At 73.6% G+C, this 24,592-nt stretch carries 17 protein-coding genes and 1 pseudogene; 10 read left to right on the top strand and 8 right to left on the bottom strand.

Features of this window, described 5'->3' with window-relative positions:
• Positions 1 to 211 precede the first annotated feature (211 nt).
• The 8 genes from ACIQAK_RS06890 to ACIQAK_RS06855 all read left to right on the top strand — a co-directional run bounded on the left by ACIQAK_RS06890 (position 212) and on the right by ACIQAK_RS06855 (position 9,919).
• The gene (locus tag ACIQAK_RS06890; RefSeq protein ID WP_366387241.1) at positions 212 to 1,282 is read left to right on the top strand and encodes a radical SAM protein; all 1,071 of its coding nucleotides are present in this window, start codon (positions 212 to 214) and stop codon (positions 1,280 to 1,282) included.
• Positions 1,279 to 2,007, top strand: a complete 729-nt coding sequence (locus ACIQAK_RS06885) for an iron-containing redox enzyme family protein (protein WP_366387240.1) — start codon at positions 1,279 to 1,281, stop codon at positions 2,005 to 2,007. Before ACIQAK_RS06890 ends, ACIQAK_RS06885 begins: the two co-directional genes overlap by 4 nt.
• Entirely contained in the window at positions 2,004 to 2,225 is a 222-nt protein-coding gene (locus ACIQAK_RS06880) for an aroma-sacti cluster domain-containing protein (RefSeq protein ID WP_366387239.1), read from the top strand. Before ACIQAK_RS06885 ends, ACIQAK_RS06880 begins: the two co-directional genes overlap by 4 nt.
• A 121-nt stretch (positions 2,226 to 2,346) precedes the next feature.
• Positions 2,347 to 5,538, top strand: coding sequence for an adenylate/guanylate cyclase domain-containing protein (locus ACIQAK_RS06875; protein ID WP_366387238.1), 3,192 nt, complete (start codon positions 2,347 to 2,349; stop codon positions 5,536 to 5,538).
• Positions 5,539 to 5,541: 3 nt separating this feature from the next.
• A complete protein-coding gene (locus tag ACIQAK_RS06870) occupies positions 5,542 to 6,462 on the top strand; it encodes a S8 family serine peptidase (RefSeq protein ID WP_366387237.1) in 921 nt (306 codons plus the stop codon).
• Positions 6,446 to 7,042, top strand: a complete 597-nt coding sequence (locus ACIQAK_RS06865) for a GAF domain-containing protein (RefSeq protein ID WP_366387236.1) — start codon at positions 6,446 to 6,448, stop codon at positions 7,040 to 7,042. Before ACIQAK_RS06870 ends, ACIQAK_RS06865 begins: the two co-directional genes overlap by 17 nt.
• Positions 7,043 to 7,141: 99 nt before the next feature.
• Positions 7,142 to 7,930, top strand: a complete 789-nt coding sequence (locus ACIQAK_RS06860) for a sugar phosphate isomerase/epimerase family protein (protein WP_366387235.1) — start codon at positions 7,142 to 7,144, stop codon at positions 7,928 to 7,930.
• Positions 7,931 to 8,086: 156 nt separating this feature from the next.
• Positions 8,087 to 9,919, top strand: a complete 1,833-nt coding sequence (locus ACIQAK_RS06855; RefSeq protein ID WP_366387234.1) for a glycoside hydrolase family 3 protein — start codon at positions 8,087 to 8,089, stop codon at positions 9,917 to 9,919.
• Positions 9,920 to 10,139: 220 nt separating this feature from the next.
• On the opposite strand, the gene ACIQAK_RS06850 is transcribed toward ACIQAK_RS06855, so the two are convergent.
• The 6 genes from ACIQAK_RS06850 to ACIQAK_RS06825 form a co-directional block, all read right to left on the bottom strand.
• The gene (locus ACIQAK_RS06850; protein ID WP_366387233.1) at positions 10,140 to 11,627 is read right to left on the bottom strand and encodes a S28 family serine protease; all 1,488 of its coding nucleotides are present in this window, start codon (positions 11,625 to 11,627) and stop codon (positions 10,140 to 10,142) included.
• 113 nt (positions 11,628 to 11,740) lie between these two features.
• Positions 11,741 to 12,109 (bottom strand): hypothetical protein, encoded by a 369-nt coding sequence (locus tag ACIQAK_RS06845; RefSeq protein WP_366387801.1) that lies wholly within the window; start codon positions 12,107 to 12,109, stop codon positions 11,741 to 11,743.
• A 219-nt stretch (positions 12,110 to 12,328) separates the two neighbouring features.
• A complete protein-coding gene (locus tag ACIQAK_RS06840; protein ID WP_366387232.1) occupies positions 12,329 to 16,117 on the bottom strand; it encodes an ABC transporter ATP-binding protein in 3,789 nt (1,262 codons plus the stop codon).
• Positions 16,118 to 16,447: 330 nt separating this feature from the next.
• Complete coding sequence (locus tag ACIQAK_RS06835) at positions 16,448 to 18,130, bottom strand: thiamine pyrophosphate-binding protein (RefSeq protein WP_366387231.1); 1,683 nt, start codon at positions 18,128 to 18,130, stop codon at positions 16,448 to 16,450.
• Positions 18,127 to 19,116, bottom strand: a complete 990-nt coding sequence (gene speB, locus ACIQAK_RS06830; RefSeq protein WP_366387230.1) for an agmatinase — start codon at positions 19,114 to 19,116, stop codon at positions 18,127 to 18,129. The genes ACIQAK_RS06835 and speB overlap by 4 nt, the downstream gene beginning before the upstream one ends.
• A gap of 209 nt (positions 19,117 to 19,325) precedes the next feature.
• Complete coding sequence (locus ACIQAK_RS06825; protein ID WP_366387229.1) at positions 19,326 to 20,777, bottom strand: sodium:solute symporter; 1,452 nt, start codon at positions 20,775 to 20,777, stop codon at positions 19,326 to 19,328.
• A gap of 100 nt (positions 20,778 to 20,877) precedes the next feature.
• On the opposite strand from ACIQAK_RS06825, the gene ACIQAK_RS06820 reads away from it, so the two are divergent.
• Both ACIQAK_RS06820 and ACIQAK_RS06815 read left to right on the top strand, forming a co-directional pair.
• Positions 20,878 to 22,641 carry a PucR family transcriptional regulator ligand-binding domain-containing protein gene (locus tag ACIQAK_RS06820; RefSeq protein ID WP_366387228.1) on the top strand — a complete coding sequence of 588 codons (1,764 nt, stop codon included), beginning with the start codon at positions 20,878 to 20,880 and terminating at the stop codon, positions 22,639 to 22,641.
• Positions 22,642 to 22,703: 62 nt separating this feature from the next.
• Positions 22,704 to 23,314: pseudogene (locus ACIQAK_RS06815) on the top strand (GNAT family N-acetyltransferase).
• 54 nt (positions 23,315 to 23,368) lie between these two features.
• Here the strand turns inward: ACIQAK_RS06815 and ACIQAK_RS06810 are convergent.
• On the bottom strand, positions 23,369 to 23,953 hold the full coding sequence (locus ACIQAK_RS06810; protein ID WP_366387227.1) for a hypothetical protein: 585 nt from the start codon (positions 23,951 to 23,953) through the stop codon (positions 23,369 to 23,371).
• A gap of 155 nt (positions 23,954 to 24,108) precedes the next feature.
• Positions 24,109 to 24,462 carry a PRC-barrel domain-containing protein gene (locus ACIQAK_RS06805; protein WP_366387226.1) on the bottom strand — a complete coding sequence of 118 codons (354 nt, stop codon included), beginning with the start codon at positions 24,460 to 24,462 and terminating at the stop codon, positions 24,109 to 24,111.
• Positions 24,463 to 24,592: the final 130 nt, after the last annotated feature.

The raw sequence follows: 24,592 nt of genomic DNA, 5'->3' as shown, positions 1-24,592 counted from the left end.
ACGGGTATGGCGGCGGTATAGGGCCAGCTCGACGGCTCCGGAACCGTGGCCCCGGACCGCCCGGCGCTCTCCGGACCCCGCCCTGACCTGCGCCCATACCGCCGCTGAAGCGCCGGCAGACCGCCGGCGAACCGGTACGGCACAGCCTGGGCGGGCGCGCACCGCCCCTCGGAGTCCGGGCGCGCCCCAGCCCCCGAAGGAGGCGGCCCGAATGGAACTCGCCGAACTCGTCGGACTGCGGCCCTTCCCGGCCGCCGGTCTGCTGCTCGGCCTCACCCGCCGCTGCCCCCTGCGGTGCTGGCACTGCTCCACCGGGTCGGACCTGACCGTGCGGGAGGAACCGGACGCCGGTCACCTGCTGCGGTTCGTGGGCTCGTTCACCGAGGAGAACCGGCCGGACGTCGTGCTGCTGACGGGCGGCGAGCCGCTGCTCCTGCCCACGCTCGCCGGCGAGCTGAGCTTCCTGGCGCGCCGCGCCGGATCGCGTACGGCGGTGCTGAGCGGCATGTTCTTCGCCCGCTCGAAGGAGATCCCGCCCGCGATCCTGCGCGCGATCGCCCAGGTCGACCACTTCTCCGCGAGCCTGGACGTCCACCACGAGCGGGAGGTGGCGCGCGCCGACGTGTTCCGGGCCCTGCACCGCATCCGGGATTCGGGCGTCCCGGTCAGCTTCCACCTCACCGGGACCGGGGCGGACGACCCGTACCTGGCCGACATCACCCGGGCCATCGACCGGGAGTTCGGCGGCCGGGTGCCGTCCCTGGTCAACGAGGTGCGGCCGTTCGGCCGGGCCGCCTCCTGGGCCCGGCCGGCGCGTACCGGCCCCGACCCGTCGGCGGCGGCGCCCTGCTCGATGGCCGCCTGGCCGGTGGTCGCGTTCGACGGCACGGTGCTGGCCTGCTGCAACCAGGACACCGTCGACCGGCGGCCCGCCCCGGCCCATCTGGACCTCGGGCACATCGGCTCCGACGACTGGGGGACCGTACGCCGACGGGCCCTGGAATCACCGGTGCTGCGGATGATCCGTACGGTCGGGCCGGCCTATCTGGCCGCCCGCTCCGGTGCCGCGCCCCGGCCGGGCTCCTACTGCGACGGGTGCCGGGCGCTGGGTGGCGACGAGAGGGTGGCGGCCGGGGCGCGTGCGGTGGCGGCCGGACCGGCGGGTGCGCTGCTCGACCTGGCCGCCGCCGAGCGCGGTGCGCGGGGCGGGCCTGAGGGGGTCGTCCGGCGGCACGGCTGCTCGGCGTACGCCCCGCTGGTGGGCACCCGGAGCGCGGGATGAGCACCGCCGTCACCGGCGTCCCGGCGCGCCTGCGGACCAAACTGCTGCTCCTGGAACCGGAGTTCCGGGGTGCGACCGCCCACATGTGGCGCCCGGAGGGGCTGTCGCCGCGCTACCGGGCGTACCTGTGCGCCATGCATGCCGTGATCCGGGCCTCCGTTCCGCTGATGGAGCTCGCCCTGCGGCGTACGTCCCGACGGCGCGGCGATCCGTTGTCGGAGCCGTTGGCCGCGTATCTGGCGCAGCACATCCAGGAGGAGGCCGGGCACGACGGCTGGCTGCTGGAGGACCTGCTCGCGGCGGGCGCGGCGCCGCACGACGCGCTCGGTCCGCTGCCGCCGCCGGACGTGGCCGCCCTCGTCGGCCCCCAGTACTACTGGATCGAGCACCACCACCCGGTGGTCCTGCTCGGCTACATCGCGGTGCTGGAGGGGTACGCGCCCGCCCCCGGGCTCACCGACCGCATCGCCGGCCTGACCGGGCTGCCCGCCGCCGCCCTGCGGACCGTACGGGAGCACGCGGCGCTCGACACGGACCACCTGGACGAGCTGTACGCGCTGCTGGAGAGGTTGCCGCTGACCCGGGACCAGGAAGCGGCCCTCGCGGTCAGCGCGCTGCACACCCTCGACGCGCTCACCCGGCTGTTCGTCCGGCTCGGGCGCTCCGCACCGGCGCCGCCGCTGCGGGGAGCCGGACCCACCCCACCGACGGGAGTCACCCGATGACCGGACCACCACCGACCGATCCCGAACGGCCGCCGACGGAGGCGGTGTTGTACGAGGCGGGGTTCGCCGTGGACCTGCTCACCGAGGAGCAGCGTTCGGTGCTGAGCGAGCTGACACCGCAGGAGCTCACCCTGCTGCTCGACGTCAAGAGCCGACTGGACGCGGTGGGTCCCGAGGTCCAGGCCCACGGCGAGATCGCCGGTGGCGCGCTGTTCTAGGCGTGCCGCGCCAGGCGTGGCGTTCGCAGGGCGTGCGGGTGCCCGCGCCAGGACGGGGGTCCGGCGCGGGCGCCTGCCGCCCGGATCGGAAGAGTTGGACCGGAAGAGTTGAGGACCCGCCATGATCTGCCCCTCGTGCCGACAGGAGCTTCCCGCCACGGCCCGGTTCTGCTCGTCCTGCGGGACGCCCTGCGCCGGTCCGGCAGCGGCGGCCCCCGCCCCCGTGCCGCCCCCCGCCGAGGACGAACGCAAGCCGGTGACCGTGCTGTTCTGCGACCTCGTGGGCTCGACCGCGCTGTCGGGGGTGCTGGACCCGGAGACCCTGCGCACGGTGACCCTGCGGTACTTCGAGGCGATGAGCGCCCAGATCACGGCGCGGGGCGGCACCCCGGAGAAGTTCATCGGGGACGCGGTCATGGCGGTGTTCGGCGTGCCGGTGGTCCGTGAGGACGACGCCCGGCGGGCCCTAGCGGCCGCGCTCGGGATGCGCCGGGCGCTGGACGCCCTCAACGAGGAGCTGCACGCCTCGCTCGGCATCCGGCTGACCACCCGGGTCGGGGTCAACACCGGTCAGGTGGTGGCCGGTTCGGATGCCACGGCACGGCAGGCCCTGGTCTCCGGGGAGGTCGTCAACATCGCTGCCCGCCTCGAACAGAACGCCGGCCCCGGCGAGATCCTCATCGGCCCCGAGACCCTCCTCGCCGCCGGCCCCACGGTGAAGGCCGAGGCCACCGGCCCGCTCCGGCTGAAGGGCAAGCGCGAGAGCGTGGCGGCGTACCGGCTGCTCGGGCTGGGGGCGGACGACCCCGAGCTGCTGCGCCGCTTCGACGCCCCCTTCGTCGGCCGCATCTTCGAACTGGACGCCTTGGAAGAGGCGTTGGAGCAGACCGTGCGAGGTGAACGCCCCGGTCTGCTGCGGGTGACCGGCGAGGCGGGCATCGGCAAGACCCGGCTGGTACGGGAGTGGCTGACGCGCCGCAGCGGGGCGGGCGCCCTCGCGTACGGGGCGGGCCGCTGCCGCACCTACGGGGACCACGGCACCCTGGCCCCCCTCGCCGACGCCGTCCGCCCCCTGCTCCCCGACGCCGACGCCCCGGTGGATGAGGCGGCCGACGACGCGATGGCCCTGCTCTCCGGAGGCCTCCTGCGCGACGGCACGCCGAACGCGTCCTTCGAGGACATGTGCGCCGCGCTGACGGTGGTCCTGAAGCGGTCGGCCGGGGCCCGGCCGGTGGTCCTGGTGCTCGACGACTGGCACGCGGCGGCGCCCCTGCTGGTCCGGACGGTGGACCGGCTCACGAGCGGGTCCGGTCCTGGCCGGGCGCTGGTGATCTGCGCGGGCCGCCCGGAGGGGCCGGCCGCACCAGGCGCGGCGTACCGGAAACAGGGGCACCTCCAGCTCACCGGTCTCCCCCGCGAGGAGGCGGCCCGGCTCGCCGCCGGCCTGGCGCGGCTCGACGGACGCCCCGCCCCGGCCGACGACCGGCTCCTCACCCGCGCCGAGGGCAACCCGCTCTATCTGGAACAGCTCCTGGTCGGCGAGCGCGCGGCCGTTGTCGGCCCGGCGGCGGAGGGTGAGCTGCCGCCCACGCTCCAGGCCCTGCTGGGCGCCCGGATCGGCGCGCTGGCCCGGGCCGAGCGCGCGGTGGTGGATCTTGCGGCGGTGATCGGCCGGGAGTTCGCGGCGGCGGAGCTGGTGCGGCTGGAGCTGGCGGTACGGACGGCGGAGCAGCCCGGGTCGGGGGCTTCCGCCGAGGCGTACGGGTCCCAGGAGCGCCACCGGGTCGACGCGGCGCTCGCCGCGCTGACCCGGCGGCGCCTGGTGGAGCCCGCGCCTTCGGGGGCCGGGGAGTCCTCGGCGTACCGGTTCAGCAGCGGGCTGGTGCACGAGGTCGCCTACGCCTCGCTGTCCAAGCGGGCCAAGGCGGAGCGCCACGCGTGGGCGGCCGGGCTGCCGAGCGTGGAGCGGACCGGGGACGGCGCGGTCGGGGGCCACCTGGAGCGCGCCTACCGCTACCGCGCCGAGCTGGGGCTGCTGGACGACCGGGCCCGGCTGCTGCGGGACCGCGCTGCCGCCGCGCTGGGCCGGGCCGGGGCGCAGGCCGCCGCCCGGTCCGACCTGCACTGGGCGCACGGGCTGCTGGAGCGGGCGGTGGAGCTGCGGCCGGACACGGCGCGGGCGGTGCTGGGGCTCGGTGAGGTACGGGTGGCCCTCGGCCGGGTCGAGGAGGGCGCCGAACTCCTGCGCAGGGTCCGGGACATGGACTCGGCCCCGGTGGAGGCCGCGCACGCCCGGCTGGCGCTGGCGGTGCTGGACCCGGCGGCGGACCCCGGACCCGCCGCCACGGCCCGCTCGGTGCTGCCGGTCTTCGAGGCGGCCGGGGACGCGGTCGGCCGGGCCCGGGCCCATCTGCGCCTCGCCCAGCAGCTCCAGCGCTCGGGCCGGCACGAGGAGGCCGAGCGCGACCACGCGCGGGCCCTGGAGCACGCGGTGGCGGCCGGGGTGGAGCCGGAGCGGGCCGGGGCCCTGGGCGCGATCGGGATCTCGCTCTGGCGCGGCCCGGTGCCGGTGGACCGGGCGGTGGAGCGCTGCCGCGCCCTGCTGGCGGCGCACGGGACCGGCCGGCCGACGGTCCGCACCACCCTCAACTGCCCGCTGGCCGTGCTGTACGCGCTCCAGGACCGGCCCGGCGAGGCGTACGGGTGCCTGGCCGAGGCGGAACGGCTGGCGGGGAAGCTGGGGTTCGCGGAGGCGGAGGTGTTCCTGCCGGTGTTCCGGGCGACCGTCGAGGCGCTGCTGGGCCGGGACGCGGAGGCCCTGGACCTGCTGGGCCGGGCGGACGCGGCGGCCCGGCGCATCGGGGCGGCCGGGATGCGGACGGCGCTCGCGCTGGACGCGGCCCGGCTGGAGCTGGACGCGGGCCGCGCCAAGCGGGCCCTGAACTGGCTGGCCGCGATCGACGACGCCTCGGGCCTGAGCCGCGCGGACGCCATCGACCTGGAAGGGCTGCGGGGGCGGCTGACGGCCCGGGACCGCCCGGACGAGGCGCTGGACCACGCCGAGCGGGCCGTACGCGCCTCCCTGCTCACCGATTCGCCGCTGGTGCAGGCGTCCGCCGAGCTCGACCGGGCCCGCACGCTCGCCGCGCTGGACCGCCCGGCGGCGGCCGAGGCTGCGGCCCGGAACGCCGGGGAGCACTTCGCGGGCAAGGGGCACTTGCCGGGCGCCCGCCGGGTGGCCGCCTTCCTCACGACACAGACCAGGACCACACCGGTACCCACCGCCATGGTCACGACGAGGGAAGGGAGCTGACCGATGGGCACCGCGGGAGAGACAGCAGCGACAGCCGGCCCGGGACCCGCCCCAGGGCTGGGCCTCACCTGGAGCCTGCGCGGGCGCGGCCCCGAGGACGTACCCGTCCTCGGCGACCCCGGGCCGCCGGGCGGACATCCCGCCGGGCCCGCCACCGGGCGCGGCGTACGCGTCTGCGTGGTGGACTCGGGGGTGGAGCGCGACCATCCGCTGGTCGGGGAGCCGGCCGGTTCCTGGGTGGTCGTCAAGGACGAGGAGAGCGGCGAGATCACGGTTGAGCCGACGACCACCGGCGACACCTGCGGGCACGGCACCGCGTGCGCGGGCATCATCCGCCGGACCGCGCCGGAGTGCGAGATCCACAGCGTCCGGGTGCTGGGCGAGCGGTTCTCCGGCACCGGGGACATCCTGATGGCCGGTCTGCGCTGGGCGGTCGAGCAGCGCTTCGACGTGGTGAACCTGAGCCTGTCGACCACCCGCACCCGGTTCGCGCAGGAGCTGCACTCCCTCGCCGACAGCGCCTACTTCGCCCGTACGGTGATCGTCGCCTCGGCCCACAACACCCCGGTGGAGAGCTTCCCCTGGCGGTTCGCCTCGGTGATCTCCGTCGGCAGCCACCAGGAGGACGACCCGGCCCTGCACCTCTACAACCCGGACCCGCCCGTGGAGTTCTTCGGGCCGGGCCAGAACGTGTCCGTGCCGTGGCTGGGCGGCCGGACGATCCGCACCACCGGGAACAGTTTCGCCACGCCGTACGTCGCCGGGCTCTGCGCGCGCATCCTGTCCGAGCATCCCCGGATGACGGCCTTCCAGCTGAAGAACGCCCTCTATCTGTCGGCGGCCAATGTGCGGCACGACCCGAGCCCTTCACACCCGCGTCCCTCAACAGCGGCAGGAGACAACCGCGATGACTCCGAGAACTGAATCCGCCCCCCTGTCCGCCCCGGCCTCTCTCGACGCACCCCGCAACGAGCTGCTCCAGTCGGTCGTCGATGTGGCCCGCGCCATCTTCGGCGCGGCGGCCGGCTCGGTCCTCCTGCTCGACGAGGAGGCGGACGAGCTGGTCTTCCGGGCGGTCTCCGGGGAGGGCCAGGAGTTCCTGGTGGGCCGCAGGTTCCCCGCCGGGCGGGGCATCGCCGGCTGGGTGGCGACCTCGGGCGAGCCGATGGTGGTGGACGACCTGGCCGCCGACCCGTCCTTCGACCGGTCGCTGGCCGAGTCGACCGCGTACGTCCCGAACTCCCTGATGGCGGCGCCGCTGATCAGCGACTCCCGCGTGCTGGGCGTCCTGGAGGTGCTGGACGCCTCACCGCAGGCCCGCTCCGGGGTGGCCGAGCTGGACCTGCTGGCGATGTTCGCCCGGCAGGCGGCGGCGGCCCTGCGGGTGATCACCCCGGAGCCGGTGGCCGCCGCCTCCGCCGGGCGGGCGCTGGAGGCGGCGGCGCGGGAGGACGCGCTGCGGCTGCTCGGCAGCCTGGAGCAGGTGTTGCGGGGCACCGGCTGACAGACTCCTCCCGTACGCGTAGCGGCCGGTGCGGCGGGCAGGAGCCCGGACAAGGCGCCGGAGACGCTCCCGCGCGGTGACGATGGGAAGGACACGCACGTGAAGCTCGCTTTCTCCACTCTCGGGGTGCCGGGAATGCCGGTGGCCGAGGTCGTCCGGCTCGCCGCCGAGCACGGTTACCGGGGCGTGGAGCTGCGCGCCCACCCCGAGGAGCCCGTACACCTGGGGCTCTCGCCGCTGGAGCGGGCCGATGTGGTCGAGGAGTTCAAGGCGGCCGGGGTGGAGATCCTGGCCGTGGCCGGGTACGTGGAGGTGGCATCCGAGGGCGACGACGAGGCCGTCTCCGCCGAACTGGCCGAGCTGGTGAAGCTCGCCCGGGACCTGGGCGCCCGGTACGTCCGCGTCTTCCCGGGCGGCGGCGACCAGGACCCGGCGGACGCCGACGCGAGCGCCGCCCGCCGGCTGGGGGCCGCCGCGCCGGCCGCCGCCGACATGGGCGTCGGCATCCTGCTGGAGACCCATGACTCGCACCGCGCGGGCGCCGACGTGGCCCGGGTGGTGGGCACGGTCGGCCACCCCCGGATCGGGGCCGTCTGGGACGTCCTGCACACCTGGCTGGCCGGTGAGGAGCCCGCCGCCGGGCACGCGGTGCTCGCCCCGCACCTCGGCTACGTACAGGTGAAGGACGTCGCGTCGGCGGACGACCTCACCCCGCTGCCGCTGGGGGCGGGGGTGCTGCCGCTGGCGGCCTGCCTGGAGCCGCTGGACCCGCAGACGTGGGTGTGCTGGGAGTACGAGAAGCGCTGGCACCCGCGGGCGGCGGAGCTGCCGGAGCTGCTGAGCGCGGGCCGCGACCACCTGCTGCGGCTCGGGGCGCCGAAGCAGTAGCCGGCGGGGTCCGCGGGAGGGCCGGGGGTAGGGGTTCCGGGGCCGCCCGTTCGCGTTCCAGCCGTCGCGGCGGCGGCCCGGACCCTTGACCGGAAGTTACTTTCCCTATAAGCGTACTTCCTTGGAAGTTTCTTTCACTCCAGGGAAGGAGCTCACGTGCCCCACCGCACCTCACGACGCACCCTCCTCACCGCCTCGGCCGCCGCCACCGCCGCCGCGGCCACCGGCGTCCTCCCCGCCACCGGCACCGCCTCAGCACACCCCACGAACGCCGCCACCGACCGCCGGCTGCGGCGGATCATCGCCGGGATGAGCCTGGAGGAGAAGGTCGGCCAGCTCTTCGTGATGCGGGTGTACGGGCACTCCGCCACCGACCCCGACCAGGCCGACATCGACGCGAACCTCAAGGAGATCGGGGTCCGTACGGCGGCCGAGCTGGTCTCCACGTACCACGTCGGCGGGATCATCTACTTCGCCTGGGCGCACAACACCCGCGACCCGCACCAGATCGCCGGCCTCTCCAACGGCATCCAGCACGCCGCCCTGGCCGGGCGCTCCCGCGTACCGCTGCTCATCTCCACCGACCAGGAACACGGCATCGTCTGCCGGGTCGGCGAGCCCGCCACGCTGCTGCCGGGCGCGATGGCGCTCGGTGCGGGCGGTTCGCGCTCCGACACCCGGCGGGCGGCCTGGATCGCGGGCGCCGAACTGGCCGCGCTCGGCATCAACCAGAACTACGCACCGGACGCCGACGTCAACGTCAACCCGGCCAACCCCGTCATCGGCGTCCGCTCCTTCGGCTCCGACCCCGAGTCGGTGGCCGAGCTGGTCGCGGCGCAGGTGAAGGGGGCTCAGGGCGCCGGGATCGCGGCCACCGCCAAGCACTTCCCCGGCCACGGCGACACCAGCACCGACAGCCACACCGGGCTGCCCGTCATCGCGCACACCCGGGCGCAGTGGGAGGAGCTGGACGCCCCGCCGTTCCGGGCCGCGATCCGGGCCCGCATCGACTCGATCATGACCGCGCACATCGTGGTCCCGGCGCTCGACCCCACCGAGGACCCGGCCACCCTCTCCCGGCCGATCCTCACCGGCATCCTCCGCGAGGAGCTGGGCTACGACGGGGTGGTGGTCACGGACTCGCTCGGCATGGAGGGGGTGCGGACGAAGTACGGCGACGACCGCGTCCCGGTCCTCGCGCTGCTGGCCGGGGTGGACCAGCTGCTGAACCCGCCGAACCTCTCCGTCGCCTGGAAGGCCGTGCTGGCGGCGGTGCGGGGCGGTGAGATCGGCGAGGCGCGGATCGAGGAGTCGGTCCTGCGCATTCTGCGGCTCAAGACGAAACTCGGTCTGTTCCGCGACCCGTTCGTCAGCACCCGGGACATCGACCGCGTGGTCGGCGTCCGCAAGCACCTCCTCGACGCCGACCGGATCGCCGAGCGCACGACGACCCTGCTCGCCGACCCCGGCGCCCTGCTCCCGCTCTCCCGCCGCACCCACCGCCGGCTGCTGGTGGTGGGCGCCGACCCGGCGTCCCCGTCCGGCACGACGGGCCCGCCGACCAGCACCCTGGCGGGCGCCTTCACCGAACTGGGCTTCGCGGCAACGGCGTTGTCCACCGGTACGGCCCCGAACCAGGCGAAGATCGCCGAAGCCGTCGCCGCCGCACAGGGCAGGGACGCGGTGGTCGTGGCCACGTACAACATCACGGCGGCCAGTCCGCAGCGGACCCTCGTCGACGCCCTCGTGGCGACCGGCGTCCCGGTGGTCGCCGTCGCGGTCCGCAACCCGTACGACGCCGCCCACCTCACGGGCCGGGGAGTCGCCGCGATCCTGGCGTCCTACTCCTGGACGGACGTCGAACTCCGCGCCGCCGCCCGGGTGATCGCGGGCCGCGCCCGTCCGGAGGGCACGCTCCCGGTCCCGGTCCAGCGGGCGGACGACCCGGCGCGGGTGCTGTACCCGGTGGGCCACGGGCTGTCGTACTGACGCGTTCTGCCGGCAGCGCCGTGCCCGCCGACTCCTGCGAAGGAGTCGGCGGGCACGGATCGCTCCGGAATTACGGGCGGCTGCGGGCGGTTCGAGGCTGCTACCGGCTGATACGGGCGGCTCGGGCTGCCAGGGGCGGCTCGGGCCGCTCGCGCTGCCAGAGGCCGCTCGGGCCTCGGGCTGCTCGGGCCGCTCGCGCTGCCAGAGGCCGCTCGGGCCGTTACGGGCGCAGGACCGTCTCGTCGCGCTCGATCTCGCCGTTGCGCTGGTCCAGCTTCATGTCGAACTTCGCCAGCGGCTTCGCCTTGCCCGGGTCCGCCTGGACGGCCGCCGGTGCGACCCCCGCCCAGCGCTGGATCGCGGCGGTGGCCCGCGCCTTCTGGTCCTCGACGAGGCCGGAGACCCGCGCACCGTGGTTGCCGCCGGGGACGGTGTAGACGTGGCTGTCCTTGGCGCCGCGGCCGAGGCGGAAGGGCTCCGCGCCCCACGGGTCGTTCTCCCCGTAGACGTACATCATCTGCCGGGCGTTGTTCCGGACCCAGCGGTCCACGTCCCGCATCGCACCCCGGTCGAACTTCATGGGGATGGAGCGGGGCACGAAGTTGCGCGGGGGCTGGTAGCCGTAGCGGCTCAGGTTGCCGAGCCAGGGCTGCTCGATGTCCGGCGACCCGAGCTGGGTGCCCGCCTGGTAGTAGTACGGGGTGTACGTCGCCAGGCTCTGGTCGGAGTAGGCGGCGAAGCCGGAGATGGCGTCGACGGAGTTCCAGATGTCGTCGTCCGTGGCCTTCCCGGCGTCGGCCGGGAGGTCCGCGCAGTCGGCGAGCAGGCTGTACTGCCAGAACGCCCACACGTAGTCCATGACGGTGGCCTCGTAGGCCCGATCCAGCGAGCCGACGGTGGTGAAGGTGAGGCCGTTGGCGGCGGCGAACTCCTTGAACTTCTCCTGGAGCGGGGCCCGGCGGACGAGTGCCTCGCGCTGCACCCCGGCCAGCGTGTCGCGGCACTCCTTGGTGCCGACGTTCCGGAAGAACCGGTCGTACGCGGAGTCCTCGTGGTCGACGACGTCGTTGGGCGCGACGTACGCGACGATGCCGTCCATGTCCTTCGGGTAGAACCGCTCGAAGTAGGTGGCGGTCATGCCGCCCTTGGAGCCGCCGGTGGCCAGCCACTTCTTCGGGTAGATCTTCTTGAGCGCCGTGAACACCCGGTGCTGGTCGCTGGCCGCCTGCCAGATGTCGAGCTTGGTCCAGTCGGCGGGTGCCGGGCGGGACGGGGTGAAGAAGCGATACTCCAGGGAGACCTGGTTGCCGTCGATGATCTGTGTCGGCTCGCTGCGGCTCGGGTTGGTCGAGACGTTGTAGCCGCTGGTGGAGAAGACCGTCGGGCGGGCGGTGTCCTTGTGCAGCACGGTGATGCGCTGCTGGAACGTGCCCTTGGACGGCCGCCGGTGGTCGACCGGCTGGGTGTAGTTGAGGACGAAGTAGCGGTAGCCCGCGTACGGCTTCTCCTCGATCAGACTCATTCCCGGGATCGCCAGTATGCGGTCCTTGATGTCCTCGTTGCTCGCCTCGCCGCCGATCGCGGCGGCGCCATGGCTCCGCTTCGTGTCCGGCTCCGCGGCGGTGGCCGCACCGGCCGAGGCTCCCGCCGCTCCCACCGTGCCGATGAGCACCGCGAGCGACAGAACCCCTGTGAGCGCCTTGCGCATGCACCCTCCCCTTGATTCACAACAGTCGCCGTGAACTTAGCGAGGGCAACACAGTGAGCGCCAGACCCAGTTGCGCGTGTCCTGTATTCCGCACGCGTTCGCCTACCGGGCGGTCAGCACAGGATCCAGCCGGTGGAGCCCGATTTCCCGGCGACCGCTCCGGTGGCCCGCACACAGCGGTTGAGGGCGTTCACCGTCACCGGACCGGCCATCTTGGTGAACGAACCGCTGTCCCTGACCACGCGTCCGCCGCGCGGCTGGAGCGTGACGCTCATCGCCCGCTTCCGGCCCGGCTTCTTGGCCACCGTGACGGCGCACACGTGGGCGCGGCTCTTGTAGACGCGCAGCTCCCCCGTCGCGAACGCCACGGTCTTCGCCGGGCGGCCGGCGCAGGCGGGGGCGGCCTGGGCCGCGGTGGCCGGGGCGCCGAGCAGGAGTACGAGGCCGGCCAGCAGCGGCAGGACGAGCAGCCGCGCCAGCACCGGGCGCACCGGTACCGCCGCCCGCTCGGGTCGGGACCGCGCCCGCGGCCCCCGGGATTCCGCCGCCCTGTCGAACACTTTCGCCCCCACCTGACATCTGTACGCACCGGTGCGCTCCTGGCTACGACGCAGCAGACCTCCCGGAGGTTGCATCCGGGAGGCCGCGTCCGGGAGGTTGCGTCCGGCAGGTTGCGTCGGGAGGTTGCCTCGGGAGGAAGCTCAGACGCCCGCAGGCTCGTCCTCGCCTATGTCCTCTCCTATGAACGCGCGCCACAGCCGGGCGTACCGGCCGTCCAGCGCCAGCAGCTCGTCGTGCGTGCCGTCCTCGGCGACGCGCCCCTGGTCCATCACCACGACCCGGTCGGCGCGGGCGGCGGTGGTCAGGCGGTGGGCCACCACCAGCGTGGTGCGGCGACCGGCCAGCCGGTCCGTGGCCTGGTTGACCAGGGCCTCGGTGGCGAGGTCGAGGGCGGCGGTGGCCTCGTCGAGGAGCAGGATGTCCGGGTCGACGAGCTCGGCGCGGGCGAGCGCGATGAGCTGGCGCTGCCCGGCGGAGAGGTTGCGGCCGCGCTCGGCGACCTCGTGGAGGTAGCCGTCCTCCAGCGTGGCGATCATCTCGTGCGCGCCGACCGCGCGGGCGGCGGCCTCCACCTGCGCGTCGGTGGCGTCGGGCAGCCCGTAGGCGATGGCGTCGCGGACCGTGCCGGCGAAGAGGTACGCCTCCTGGGGGACGACGCCGAGGCGGTGGCGGTAGGCGGTCATGTCGAGCCGGCGCAGGTCCGTGCCGTCGGCGGTGACCCGGCCGCTGGTGGGGTCGTAGAACCGGGCGACGAGCTTGACCAGGGTCGACTTGCCCGCGCCCGTCTCGCCCACGAAGGCGACCGTCTGTCCGGCCGGGATGCGCAGGTCGATGCCGGTGAGGGCCTCCTCCGCCGCGTCCTCCCTGTCGTACGAGAAGGAGACGTCCTCGAACGCGATCTCGCCGCGCAGCGAGAGCACGTCGAGCGGTTCGTCCGGGTCGGCGGTGGAGGTGGGCTCGCGCAGCAGCTCCTGGATGCGGCCGAGGGAGACGGTGGCCTGCTGGTAGCCGTCGAAGACCTGGGAGAGCTGCTGGACGGGGGCGAAGAACAGCTCGATGTACAGGAGGTAGGCGACCAGGGCGCCGGTGGTCAGCGTGCCGTCGTCGACCCGGCCCGCGCCGACGATGATCACGGCGGCCGCGGCGACCGAGGCCAGCAACTGGACGAACGGGAAGTAGACGGAGATCAGCCACTGGCCGCGTACCCGGGCCTGGCGGTAGCTGTCGCTGCGCTCGGCGTACCGGGCGGCGCCGGCGTGCTCCCGGCCGAAGGCCTGGACGATCCGGAGGCCGGAGACGGACTCCTGGAGGTCGGCGTTGACCCCGCTGATGCGCTCGCGGGCCAGTTCGTACGCCTTGACGCTGCTGCGGCGGAAGAAGAAGGTGCCGACGACCAGCACGGGCAGGGTGGCGAAGACGACCAGGGCGAGCTGGATGTCCAGGACGAGCAGGGCGACCATGATGCCGAAGAAGGTGACGACCGAGACGAACGCGGTGACCAGGCCGGTCTGGAGGAACGTGGAGAGCGCGTCCACGTCCGTGGTCATCCGGGTCATGATCCGGCCGGTCAGCTCGCGCTCGTAGTAGTCGAGGCCGAGCCGCTGGAGCTGGGCGAAGATCTTCAGGCGGAGCGAGTAGAGCACCCGCTCGCCGGTCCGGCCGGTCATCCGGATCTCGCCGGTCTGGGCCACCCACTGGACGACCACGACGGCCAGGGCGATCGCGGAGGCCGCCCACACCGCGCCCATCGCCACCTGGTTGACGCCCTCGTCGATCCCGTACCGGATCAGGACCGGCAGCAGCAGGCCCATCCCGGCGTCGACGGCGACGAGCCCGAGGCTGATGAGCAGGGCGGCGCCGAAGCCGCCCAGCAGCCGGCGCAGCCCGTAGGAGTCCTCGGACCGCACGGCACGCGCCTCGTCGACCCGGGGGGTGTCCGTGGCGGGCGGCAGCGCCTCGACCTGGGCGAGCAGCTCGGGGGTGGCGGGCATCCCGGCGACCGTGGCGTCCCGCCCCTCCTCCTTGCGGATCCACAGCTCGGGCGTGACCCCGCGCTCGGCGTCGAACTCGGCGTCCAACTCCTTCTGGAGGGCGCGGTCGCCGTCGGGGTCCGCTTCGGTGTGCAGCGGCCGATGGCCCGGGGAGGTGCCACCGAGCTCGTCGGGGTCGGTGAGCAGGCGGCGGTAGAGCGGGGAGGTGCGCTCCAGCTCCTCATGGGTGCCGAGGGCGGCGAGCTTTCCGCCGTCCAGGACGGCGATGCGGTCCGCGAGCTGGAGGGTGGAGCGGCGGTGGGCGATGAGGAGCGTGGTCCGGCCCCGCATCACCTGCTTGAGTGCCTCGTGGATCTCGTGCTCGACACGGGCGTCGACGGCGGAGGTGGCGTCGTCCAGGAGCAGGAGGCGGGGGTCGGTGAGGATGGCGCGGGCGAGCGCGACGCGCTGGCGCTGGCCGCCGGAGAGGGTGAGGCCGTGCTCGCCGACGGTGGTGTCGTACCCGTCGGGCAGCGCGGCGATGAAGCCGTGCGCCTGGGCGGCGCGCGCGGCCTGCTCGATCTGGTCCTGGGTGGCTTCGGGGAAGCCGTAGGCGATGTTGGCGCGGACGGTGTCGGAGAAGAGGAAGCTGTCCTCGGGGACGAGGCCGATGGCGGAGCGCAGGGACGCCTGGGTGAGCTCGCGGACGTCGTGGCCGCCGATCAGGACGGCGCCGTGGGAGACGTCGTAGAAGCGGGGCACCAGGAGCGAGACGGTGGACTTGCCGCTGCCGGACGCGCCGACGATCGCGACGGTCTCGCCGGGTTCGACGGTGAGCGAGAAGCCGTCGAGGACCGGGCGGTCCGAGGCTCCGCTTCCGAGGTCTGTGTCTGTGGCGGAGGCGGAGCGAAGCGGAGCGTAGCCGAACCGTACGTCGTCGAACTCGATGCCGGCCGGGGCGTCGGCGGGCAGTTCCTTGGTGCCGTCCTGCATGGAGGGCTCGGTGTCGATGAGCTCCAGGACGCGTTCCACACCGGCGCGGGCCTGCTGGCCGACGGTGAGGACCATGGCGAGCATCCGGACCGGGCCGACGAGCTGGGCGAGGTAGGTGGAGAAGGCGACGAACGTGCCGAGCGTGATCTCGCCCCGGGTGGCCAGCCAGCCGCCGAGGGCGAGCATGGCGACCTGGCCGAGCGCGGGGACCGCCTGGAGGGCGGGGGTGTAGCGGGAGTTCAGCCGGATGGTGCGCAGCCGCCCGGCGAAGAGCCGCCGGCTGACCTCGCGGAGCTTGCCGGTCTCCTGGTCCTCCTGGCCGAACCCCTTGACGACCCGGACCCCGGAGACGGCCCCGTCGACGACCCCGGCGACGGCGGCGGCCTGGCCCTGGGCGTACCAGGTGGCGGGGAAGAGGCGGGTCTTTGAACGGCGGGCGATGAACCAGAGGGCGGGGGCGACGGCGAGGGCGACCAGGGTGAGCGGCAGGGAGAGCCACGCCATGATCACCAGGGAGAGCAGGAAGAGCAGGACGTTCCCGATGGTCATCGGGAGCATGAACAGCAGCCCCTGGATGAGCTGGAGGTCGCTGGTGGCCCGGCCGACGACCTGTCCGGTGGAGAGCTCGTCCTGCCGTTTGCCGTCGAGCCTGGTGATCGTCGTGTACATGTCCGTACGCAGGTCGTGCTGCACGTCGAGAGCGAGCCGGCCGCCGTAGTAGCGGCGGATGTAGGTGGCGATGTAGACGAGGACGGCGGCGCCGACGAGGAGGCCGGTCCAGAGCGCGAGGGAGCGCGTGTGGTCGGTGACCACGTCGTCGATGATCACCTTGGTGATCAGCGGGACGAGGGCCATGACCGCCATCCCGGCGAGCGAGGAACCGAGCGCGAGCACGACGTTGCGCCGGTACCGCCACGCGTACCCGGTCAGCCGTCGGCCCCACCCCTGTTGCTCTGCGCCCGTCACGCGTTGCCTCCTGCTTCCGAGCCGTCCGACCTGATCTTCCGGAAGGCACCAACACGGCGGGGAGCGGATTTCATCCCTCCGCAACAAAGAAGGAGGCGCTTCGGCACCACGACGACCGCCGAGAGGAGATCACCCCTTCGGGTGACTGCGCGGCGAAGACAGGGCGGCGAACACTGGAGCATCTGTGCGTTTCGATATATGGATACGCCCTAGGTGATCGAGATCGAACCCGACGCACCCGCCTCCGCCTCCGCCGCCGAAGCGGAGGCGGAAGCGGACGCGAGCGCGGGGAGGGCGGCGGCCACGGGCCGAGGGCCCCGCCGTAGCGGCCTACAGATGCGTCGGTTCGAACATCCGGAGCAGGGCCGGGAGCACGACGACGGACGGTCCGGGCTCGGCCAGGGCCTTGCCCAGATCCGCGGCGAGCGACTCCGGTGTCGTACGGACGGCCGGCACGCCGAAGGACTCGGCCAGGGCGACGAAGTCCGGGCGGGACAGTTCGGTGGCCGAGGCCTCGCCGAAGGCGCCCGTCATGTACTCGCGCAGGATGCCGTAGCCCCCGTCGTCGACGATCAGCCAGGTCAGCGGCAGGTCGTACTGGCGGGCGGTGGCCAGCTCCGCGATGGAGTACATCGCGCCGCCGTCGCCGGAGACCGCGAGCACCGGGGTCGTCGGGTCGGCGGAGGCGGCGCCGATGGCCGCCGGGAAGCCGTAGCCGAGACCGCCCGCGCCCTGGGCGGAGTGCATGGTGTTGGGGCGCCGCGCGTCGAACGCGGACCACGCCCAGTAGGCCAGGATCGTCATGTCCCAGAAGCTGGGCGACGCGTCGGGCAGCGCCTCGCGGACGGCGGCGAGGACCTGCTGCTCCAGGGTGAGCTCCTGGGCGTCGATCCGGACCCGTACCTTCTCCAGCACCGTGCGTACGCGCTCCGCCGCCCCCGCGTCCTCGCGCGGCTCCACGGCCTCCAGCAGGTCGGCCAGCGCCTCCCGGGCGTCGGAGTGGATGCCCAGGGCGGGATGGTTGGATTCCAGCTTCCCGGCGTCCGCCTCGATCTGGATCACCCGGCCGCGTGGCCGGAAGGTGTGGTAGTTCGAGGAGAGTTCGCCGAGGCCCGAGCCGACGACGAGCAGGACGTCCGCGTCCTCCAGGAAGTCGGTGGTGCGCCGGTCCTCCAGCCAGGAGCGGAGCGACAGCGGGTGCTCCCAGGGGAAGGCGCCCTTGCCGCCGAAGGTGGTGACGACGGGCGCGTCGATCTTCTCGGCCAGCGCGAGCAGCTTGCCGGAGGCGTCGGAGCGTACGACTCCGCCGCCCGCGATGATCACCGGCCGCTCGGCGTTCGACAGCAGGTGGGCTGCGGCGATCGTCAGCTCGGGGCGCGGGTAGAGCTCGCGCGGGGTGGCGTCCATGGCGCTGACGACCGGCAGGGTCGTCCCGGCCAGCAGCACGTCCTGCGGGATCTCCACCCAGACCGGCCCGTGCGGGGCGGTCAGCGCGGACTCCCAGGCGGCGGCGATCGCGGAGGGGATCTGGGAAGCGCTGCGCACGGTGTGGACGGACTTGACGATGTCGCGGACGGAGGCCTGCTGGTCGCGCAGCTCGTGCAGATAGCCGTGCCGCCCGCCGCCGAGCCCCGCCGTGGGGATCTGGCTGGAGATCGCGAGGACGGGGGCGGAGGCGGCGGCGGCCTCCTGGAGCGCGGCGAGCGAGGTGAGCGCGCCGGGCCCGGTGGACAGGAGCAGCGGCGCGACCTCGCCGGTGATCCGGCCGTACGCGTCGGCGGCGAAGCCCGCGTTGTTCTCGACGCGGAGTCCGACGTACGACAGGCAGGAGCGGCGCAGCGCGTCGAACATGCCGAGCGCGTGCTGGCCGGGCAGCCCGAAGACGGTGGTCGCGCCGAGCCCCTGGAGGGACTCGACGACGAGGTCACCGCCGTTGCGGCCGGGCGGCGGGTTCAGTACGGCGGCGGCCTGGGCGGGGGTCAGCTGCGGCCGGTCGTCGTGATCGTGGCTCACTTCGTGTCCTTGGCGTCCTTGGCGTCCTTCGAGGCGGCGATCTGCCGGGACATGATCGTCGTCAGCTCGTACGCGGTGTGGGAGGCGGCCACGGAAGTGATCTCGGCGTGGTCGTACGCGGGGGCCACCTCGACCAGGTCGGCGGAGACCAGGTGGCAGGAGGCCAGGCCGCGCAGGATCTCCAGCAGCTCGCGGGAGGTGAGGCCGCCGGCCTCGGGGGTGCCGGTGCCGGGAGCGTGCGCCGGGTCCAGGACGTCGATGTCGATGGAGATGTAGAGCGGCCGGTCGCCGATGCGCTGGCGCAGCTGGTCGGCGATCTCGTCGACGCCGCGCCGCATGACGTCGGCGGAGGTGACGATGCCGAAGCCCATCTTCTCGTCGTCGGTCAGGTCCCGCTTGCCGTAGAGCGGGCCGCGGGTGCCGACGTGGGAGAGCGCGGAGGTGTCGAGGATGCCCTCCTCGACGGCCCGGCGGAAGGGGGTGCCGTGGGTGTACTCGGCGCCGAAGTAGGTGTCCCAGGTGTCCAGGTGCGCGTCGAAGTGGAGCAGGGCGACGGGCCCGTGCTTCTTGGCGACGGAGCGCAGCAGGGGCAGGGCGATGGTGTGGTCGCCGCCGAGCGTCATCAGGCGCGCGCCGGTGTTCAGCAGGTCGTCGGCGGCTGCCTCGACGGTCTCGACGGCCTCGTTGATGTTGAACGGGTTCGCCGCGATGTCCCCGGCGTCCGCGACCTGCGCGAGGGCGAACGGGGAGGCGTCCTGGGCCGGGTTGTACGGGCGCAGCAGCCGGGAGGCCTCGCGGATGGCGTTGCCGCCGAACCGGGCGCCGGGCCGGTAGGAGACCCCGCTGTCGAAGGGCACGCCGACGACGGCGACATCGGTGCGCCCGACCTCGTCGAGCCGGGGCAGCCGGGCGAACGTCGCGGGCCCGGCGTACCGCGGGACGCGGGAGGAGTCGACGGGACCGCGCGGCGATTCGGTGCTGCTCATGGGGGTGGGGAGCCTTTCGTTTCAGAATTCGTACGGGTTTCGTACGGTGTCAAGTGTGCGGGACCCTCGGACCCGGCCCGTCACCTCAGGCCCGTCCGGCGTTTGAGGACGGAACCGGTCAGGGGGTGGCCGGCTCCGTCGAACTCAGCCCGACCGGCGATCGAGGGCATCTTTCGCGCCCGCCGGACCCGGGCGCGAGGGTTCCTTCCTCAAACGCCGGACGGGCTGGATTCGCGCCCCGCCAGCCGCTCGCGCCAGGCGGCCAGCACGGCCGCGTCCGTGGGCGGCGTGGCCAGCGAGACGACGACGTACACGGCCAGCGACGACAGCAGCCCGTAGTAGATCGGCTGGTTGGCGAGAATCCCGTAGTACGCCATCAGCCCGATCACCGCGACCCCGCCCACGCACACCGCCGCCAGCGCCCCCGCCGCCGTCCCGCGCCGCCACAGCAGTCCGCCCAGGATCGGCACGAGCAGGCCGCCCACCAGCAGGTTGTACGCGACGGTCAGCGCCTCGACCACGTCGTTCAGCGCGATGGCGATGAGGATGACCGCGATCCCCATGATGAGGATGAACGCCCGGTTCCCCTTGACCTCGTCATGCGGCTCGCCACCGCCTCCACCGCTCACCACGGCCCCCCGCAACCGCGACCAGATGTCGTTGTTGGCGACGGTCGCGCAGGCGATCAGCGCCCCGGACGAGGTCGACATCACGGCGGCCAGGGCCGCGGCCAGCACCAGCCCCCGCACCCCCACCGGCAGCTCGTCCTTGACGATCGTGGCGAAGGCCGCGTCCGCGCTCGCCAGGTTCGGGTACATCACCTTGGCGGCCGTGCCGATGACGGCTCCGGCGATGGCGTACACGAGGCAGTACGTACCGGCGACCGTCCCGCCCCACCGCGCCGTGCGGTCGCTGCGCGCGGTGAACACCCGCTGCCAGATGTCCTGACCGATGAGCATGCCGAAGGTGTAGATCAGGACGTACGTGAAGATCGTCTCGCCGCCGATGCCGAGCGGGTCGAAGTACTCGGTGGGCAGCTGGGCCTTCATCTCGCTGAAGCCGCCCGCCTTGACCACCGCGATGGGCAGCAGGAGCAGCAGCACCCCGATGGTCTTGACGACGAACTGGACCATGTCGGTGAGCGTGATCGACCACATGCCGCCGAGCGTCGAGTACGCGACGACGATGGCGCCGCCCAGGACGATGGCCACCGTGCGGTTCACGTCGAAGAGGACGTCGAAGATGGTGGCGTACGCGATGGTCGAGGTGACCGCGAGCATCAGCGTGTACGCCCACATGACGACGCCGGAGATGATCCCGGCCCGCCCGCCGTAGCGCAGGTCGAGCCTCTCGGAGACGGTGTAGACCTTCAGCCGGGCGATGCGCGCGGAGAAGAAGACGGAGAGCGCCAGCAGGCCGAGGCCGATGGTGAAGACCATCCAGGCGCCGGAGAGCCCGTACTGGTAGCCGAGGCCGACACCGCCGATGGTGGACGCGCCGCCGAGGACGATGGCGGCCATGGTGCCGGAGTACATCCAGGGCCCGAGGCGGCGGCCGGCGACCAGGAATTCGCTCTTGGACCTGGCGCGGCGCATGCCCCACCAGCCCATGGCGAGCATGCCGGCCAGGTAGACGACGATCACGGCGTAGTCGACAGCCATGGGCTTCCCTCCGTCTCGCGCAGATGTAGGTGCGAGGAAGACGGTAGGTGGCCGGAAGGCGACGCTGAAGTGTACGTTTCCTCCACTTCCGCCGCACCGAATGGATGAACCGTCCATGCCGACACCCGCCACCGGACCGCGGACCCCGGGCCCACCAGCACCGCCGATCCCCCTTGCCGAACTCCTGGCCCGGGAGGAGCTGGGCCTGCGCCGGATCGCCGGCCCGGCCGACGCCGACCTCCTCTGGGTGCACACCTCGGAGATGGCCGACCCCTACCCGTACCTCCTCGGCGGTGAGCTGCTGCTGAGCGCCGGGGTGCTGCTCACGGACCCGGACCATTACGTGGCGCGGCTGGTGGAGGCGGGGGCGGCGGCGCTCGGTTTCGGGGTGCGGCCGGTGCACGAGAGCGTCCCGGAGGCGCTGGTCGAGGCGTGCGACCGGCATGGGCTGCCGTTGGTCGAGGTGCCGCCCGAGACCCCGTTCACCACGATCGCGCGGGCGGTGTGGCGCCTGATGGCCGAGGCCCGCCACCGGGAGCTGCGCCGGGTGACCCGGGCCCAGCAGGCCCTGGCGACGGCGGCGGCGCGCCCCGACCCCGTACCGGCGGTCCTGCACCAGCTCGCCACGCAGCTGAGCGGCCGGGCGGCGCTGCTGACGGCGAGGGGCGAGGAGGTCCACGCGGCGGGCCGCCGCCCGCCCCCGGAGGCGGCGGCGGCACTGGCGCGGCTGGCCCGGGTGGTCGCCCGAGAACGCCCCGGCGCCCCCGCCTCGGCCACCGACACCCACGGCGAGGCACACCTGTGGGCGTACGCGCTGGGCGGCGGCGAGGGCCTCGTCCTGGCCCTGGCGACCCGGCGGCGGGAGGCGGGCGACCACACGGTGGCCGGGATCGCGGTGGTTCTGCTCTCCCTGCTGGCCGCCCCGCACCAGGGCGCCGGCGCGGCGGACCGCTCGGCGGCGCTGGTACGGCTGCTGCTCGGCGCGTCCCCGGCCGAGGTGGCCCCGCTGCTGGGGGCGGGCGGAGCGCAAGGGGCGGCCGCCTCGTGGACGGTGGTCCACGCCCGACGCACGGACGGCATGAGGGCGGACGCCCTGACCGCCGGGGCGCTCGGAGCCTCGCTCGGTTCGGCACTGGTGGACGCGGGCGAGGACGCGGACGCGGTACGGGTACTGCTCCCCGCCGACGAGGTGGCGACCCGGCGACCGGGCGGCGGGACGGCGACCCGGCGACCGGACAGCGCGGCGGCGACCCGGCGACCGGACAGCGCGGCGGCGACCCGGCGACCGGACAGCGAGACGGCGCCCCGGCGACCGGACAGCGAGACGGCGACCCGGCGACCGGACGACCGCGAAGCGACCCCGCGCCTGGACGGCGACCAGGCAACCCAGCGACCGGACGGCGACCACGCGACGCCCCGACCGGACGGCGACCAGACGGACCCGGCCCCGCCCGCCCCCACCGTCACCCCGCAACCGGGCTGGACCCTGGGCGTCTCCACCCCCACCCCGCTCGCCGCCCTCGGCGCCGCCGACCTCCGGGCGGCCCGCGCCCTCGCCCACGCGGAGGCGACCCGCACCCCCCTGGCGGTGGACACCCCCCTCACCGGCCTGGCCGCCCTGATCCCACCCGACCAGGCGGCCGCCCACGCCCGCCTGCTTCTCGACCCGCTGACCCCACCCCTGGCCGACACCCTGCGCTGCTGGCTCTCCCTGCACGGCAGTTGGGACCGTACGGCGGTGGCGCTGGCCGTCCACCGCAACACCGTCCGCCAACGCATCCGGCGATGTGCGGAGTTGCTCGCCGCAGACCTGAACGACATGGACGTGAGGGCGGAGTTGTGGCTCGCGCTGCGACGGGAGTAGCTGCGCGAGGAGTGGGGAAATACGTTCGCACCACCGCGACCGCGCTCGCTACCGTGCCACCCATGACCTCGCTCGCGCGACACCGCCTGTCCCCCGCCGAAACCGCCCCGGCACTGCGCGCACTCGGTGAGTGGCCGCCGGCCGATGCCCCGGGCGGCGGCCTCCATCCAGGAGACGTGGGCTGGCTCCTGCGATTCGACGACGCGACCGTCCATCTCTGGGCCGATGCGGGGACACCCGTGGCGGTCGGCTTCCTCGACGGCCCCGTACTGCGGGTGACCGCCGCTCCCGGCGCCGATGCCGGGGCGCTCGCGGCGGATGCCGAAGACCTGCTCGTACCCGGCAACGACTGGTCCGACGGGTACGCACCCCCTCGGGGGACCCGGCGGCGACCGCGACCGGATGGTTCGCCGGCGAAGGCAGGTGCGGGCTGCTCGAACCGGTCGGCACCCACCCGGACCATCACGGCCACGGCTACGGCCGCGACGCCGTCCTGGGCGCCTGCCAGGCACTGGCCCACCGGGGCGCGAGCGCGGTCGCGGTCCTGACCCCGGCCAGGAACGAGGCGGCGGTGGCGCTCTACCGCTCGGCCGGCTTCACCGTCGTCCGCGAGAACCACGACGGGGTACGGCCCCGGACAGCTGACGCCGCACCCCCTTGCCCACCGCGATGAAGGAGACCGGCAGGGCCCGGCCGGCCGACGAACCCACCTCAGGGGAAGCGGGTTTCATCGCGGGCGGCCGAACAGCCCCGCCCGACGGCCCTCCGTTGCGGCGCGGCCGAGGAGAACCGCCTGTTCCTTCTTGAGCCGCGTGAACCTGTCACGGGTGTAGTCCAGCAACTCCCGGCCGGGGAAGGGTATGACCGACAGGTGCTCCTCGTAGCGGCCCTGTGCCCATCGCGCAGCGGTGATCTCGTAACCCGAGACGTGGGCGCAGAGCTGGAGCAGGGCCGGGGGCATCTCCTGCTCGATGAGGAGATCCGCCTTGGTGACCACCACATCGCGCATCGCCCGGATGTTGGGGATGAAGACCGTGCCGGCCCACGTGCGCCACTCGGCGAGTTCCTGCTCCGTGGGCGGTATGTCGTGATCGAAGGGGTCGCGGCCGTCGGGCCGGGCATGCCGCTCGGCGAAGGTGTCGTAGGTCCTGCTGTTGGCTTCCATCAGCGCGAACAAGGGCCCGTAGAAGTCGCTCAACTGCAGGTTGACGCGTTCCAGACGAGCTTGCCGCTGCGCCAGTCGCACACCGTTGAGGTACGTCGCCAAGTAGCCGACGAGTGCCAGAGCGACGGTCACGATCAGAGTCGTCATGGCAGATGATGTTAGGCGGCCCCCGATCGGCGGGCGGGCGAAGGCAACCGGCCGTTGCAGCCGCCCCGCCACGCGCACGCGGGCGGGGCGGGACGCGATCGTTCGCGTCCCGCCCCGCCCGCTGCTACGGCTGTTCCGCCGGCGTCGCCGTCGAATCAGACGCGACGGTGGCGGCCGTAGTACTCACCGGTCGTGCGGTGGAAGTCCGCGTCGGCGACATGCTTGTCCTTGTCGAACTCCGGGGCGTCCTTGATCTGGTCCTTCGTGAGGTCGATGTAGACCTTCTTGTCGTCGGAGTCGATCCGGTTCACCGTGCCCGCCGGGAGCAGGACGTGCTTGCCGAAGATCCATACGCCGGTGTCGACCACCAGGTACGAGGAGGTGACGTCGTCGGAGTGCTTGTCGACCTTGCCGATGCTGCCGTCGGTCGCCTCGACCTTGTAACCGATCAGGTCGGTGCCAGCGGTGTGGCCGGCGGTCGGCTGGTAGCCCCACAGGTTCTCACTCATGAAAACTCCTTCGATCGCACAATGAATGTCTATTGACTCGGCGGCCCGCACACCTCCGAAAAGGTGTGCATTCCACCGTGCCCACTTCCAGGATTCCGAAAGTCAGGTGCCGGGAAAGCAGGAGCCCGGA

Origin of the sequence: Streptomyces sp. NPDC088706 (assembly GCF_044752765.1) — a bacterium.
In the GTDB taxonomy this organism is placed as follows: domain Bacteria; phylum Actinomycetota; class Actinomycetes; order Streptomycetales; family Streptomycetaceae; genus Streptomyces.
This window is presented reverse-complemented; position numbering and strand designations above follow the sequence as displayed.

What these genes read in the sequence shown, in the direction of transcription:
- ACIQAK_RS06890 (WP_366387241.1), top strand. Translation starts at nt 212, where the DNA reads ATGGAACTCGCCGAACTCGTCGGACTGCGGCCCTTCCCGGCCGCCGGT.
- ACIQAK_RS06885 (WP_366387240.1), top strand. Translation starts at nt 1,279, where the DNA reads ATGAGCACCGCCGTCACCGGCGTCCCGGCGCGCCTGCGGACCAAACTG.
- ACIQAK_RS06880 (WP_366387239.1), top strand. Translation starts at nt 2,004, where the DNA reads ATGACCGGACCACCACCGACCGATCCCGAACGGCCGCCGACGGAGGCG.
- ACIQAK_RS06875 (WP_366387238.1), top strand. Translation starts at nt 2,347, where the DNA reads ATGATCTGCCCCTCGTGCCGACAGGAGCTTCCCGCCACGGCCCGGTTC.
- ACIQAK_RS06870 (WP_366387237.1), top strand. Translation starts at nt 5,542, where the DNA reads ATGGGCACCGCGGGAGAGACAGCAGCGACAGCCGGCCCGGGACCCGCC.
- ACIQAK_RS06865 (WP_366387236.1), top strand. Translation starts at nt 6,446, where the DNA reads ATGACTCCGAGAACTGAATCCGCCCCCCTGTCCGCCCCGGCCTCTCTC.
- ACIQAK_RS06850 (WP_366387233.1), bottom strand. Translation starts at nt 11,627, where the DNA reads ATGCGCAAGGCGCTCACAGGGGTTCTGTCGCTCGCGGTGCTCATCGGC.
- speB (WP_366387230.1), bottom strand. Translation starts at nt 19,116, where the DNA reads ATGAGCAGCACCGAATCGCCGCGCGGTCCCGTCGACTCCTCCCGCGTC.
- ACIQAK_RS06825 (WP_366387229.1), bottom strand. Translation starts at nt 20,777, where the DNA reads ATGGCTGTCGACTACGCCGTGATCGTCGTCTACCTGGCCGGCATGCTC.
- ACIQAK_RS06820 (WP_366387228.1), top strand. Translation starts at nt 20,878, where the DNA reads ATGGATGAACCGTCCATGCCGACACCCGCCACCGGACCGCGGACCCCG.
- ACIQAK_RS06810 (WP_366387227.1), bottom strand. Translation starts at nt 23,953, where the DNA reads ATGACGACTCTGATCGTGACCGTCGCTCTGGCACTCGTCGGCTACTTG.
- ACIQAK_RS06805 (WP_366387226.1), bottom strand. Translation starts at nt 24,462, where the DNA reads ATGAGTGAGAACCTGTGGGGCTACCAGCCGACCGCCGGCCACACCGCT.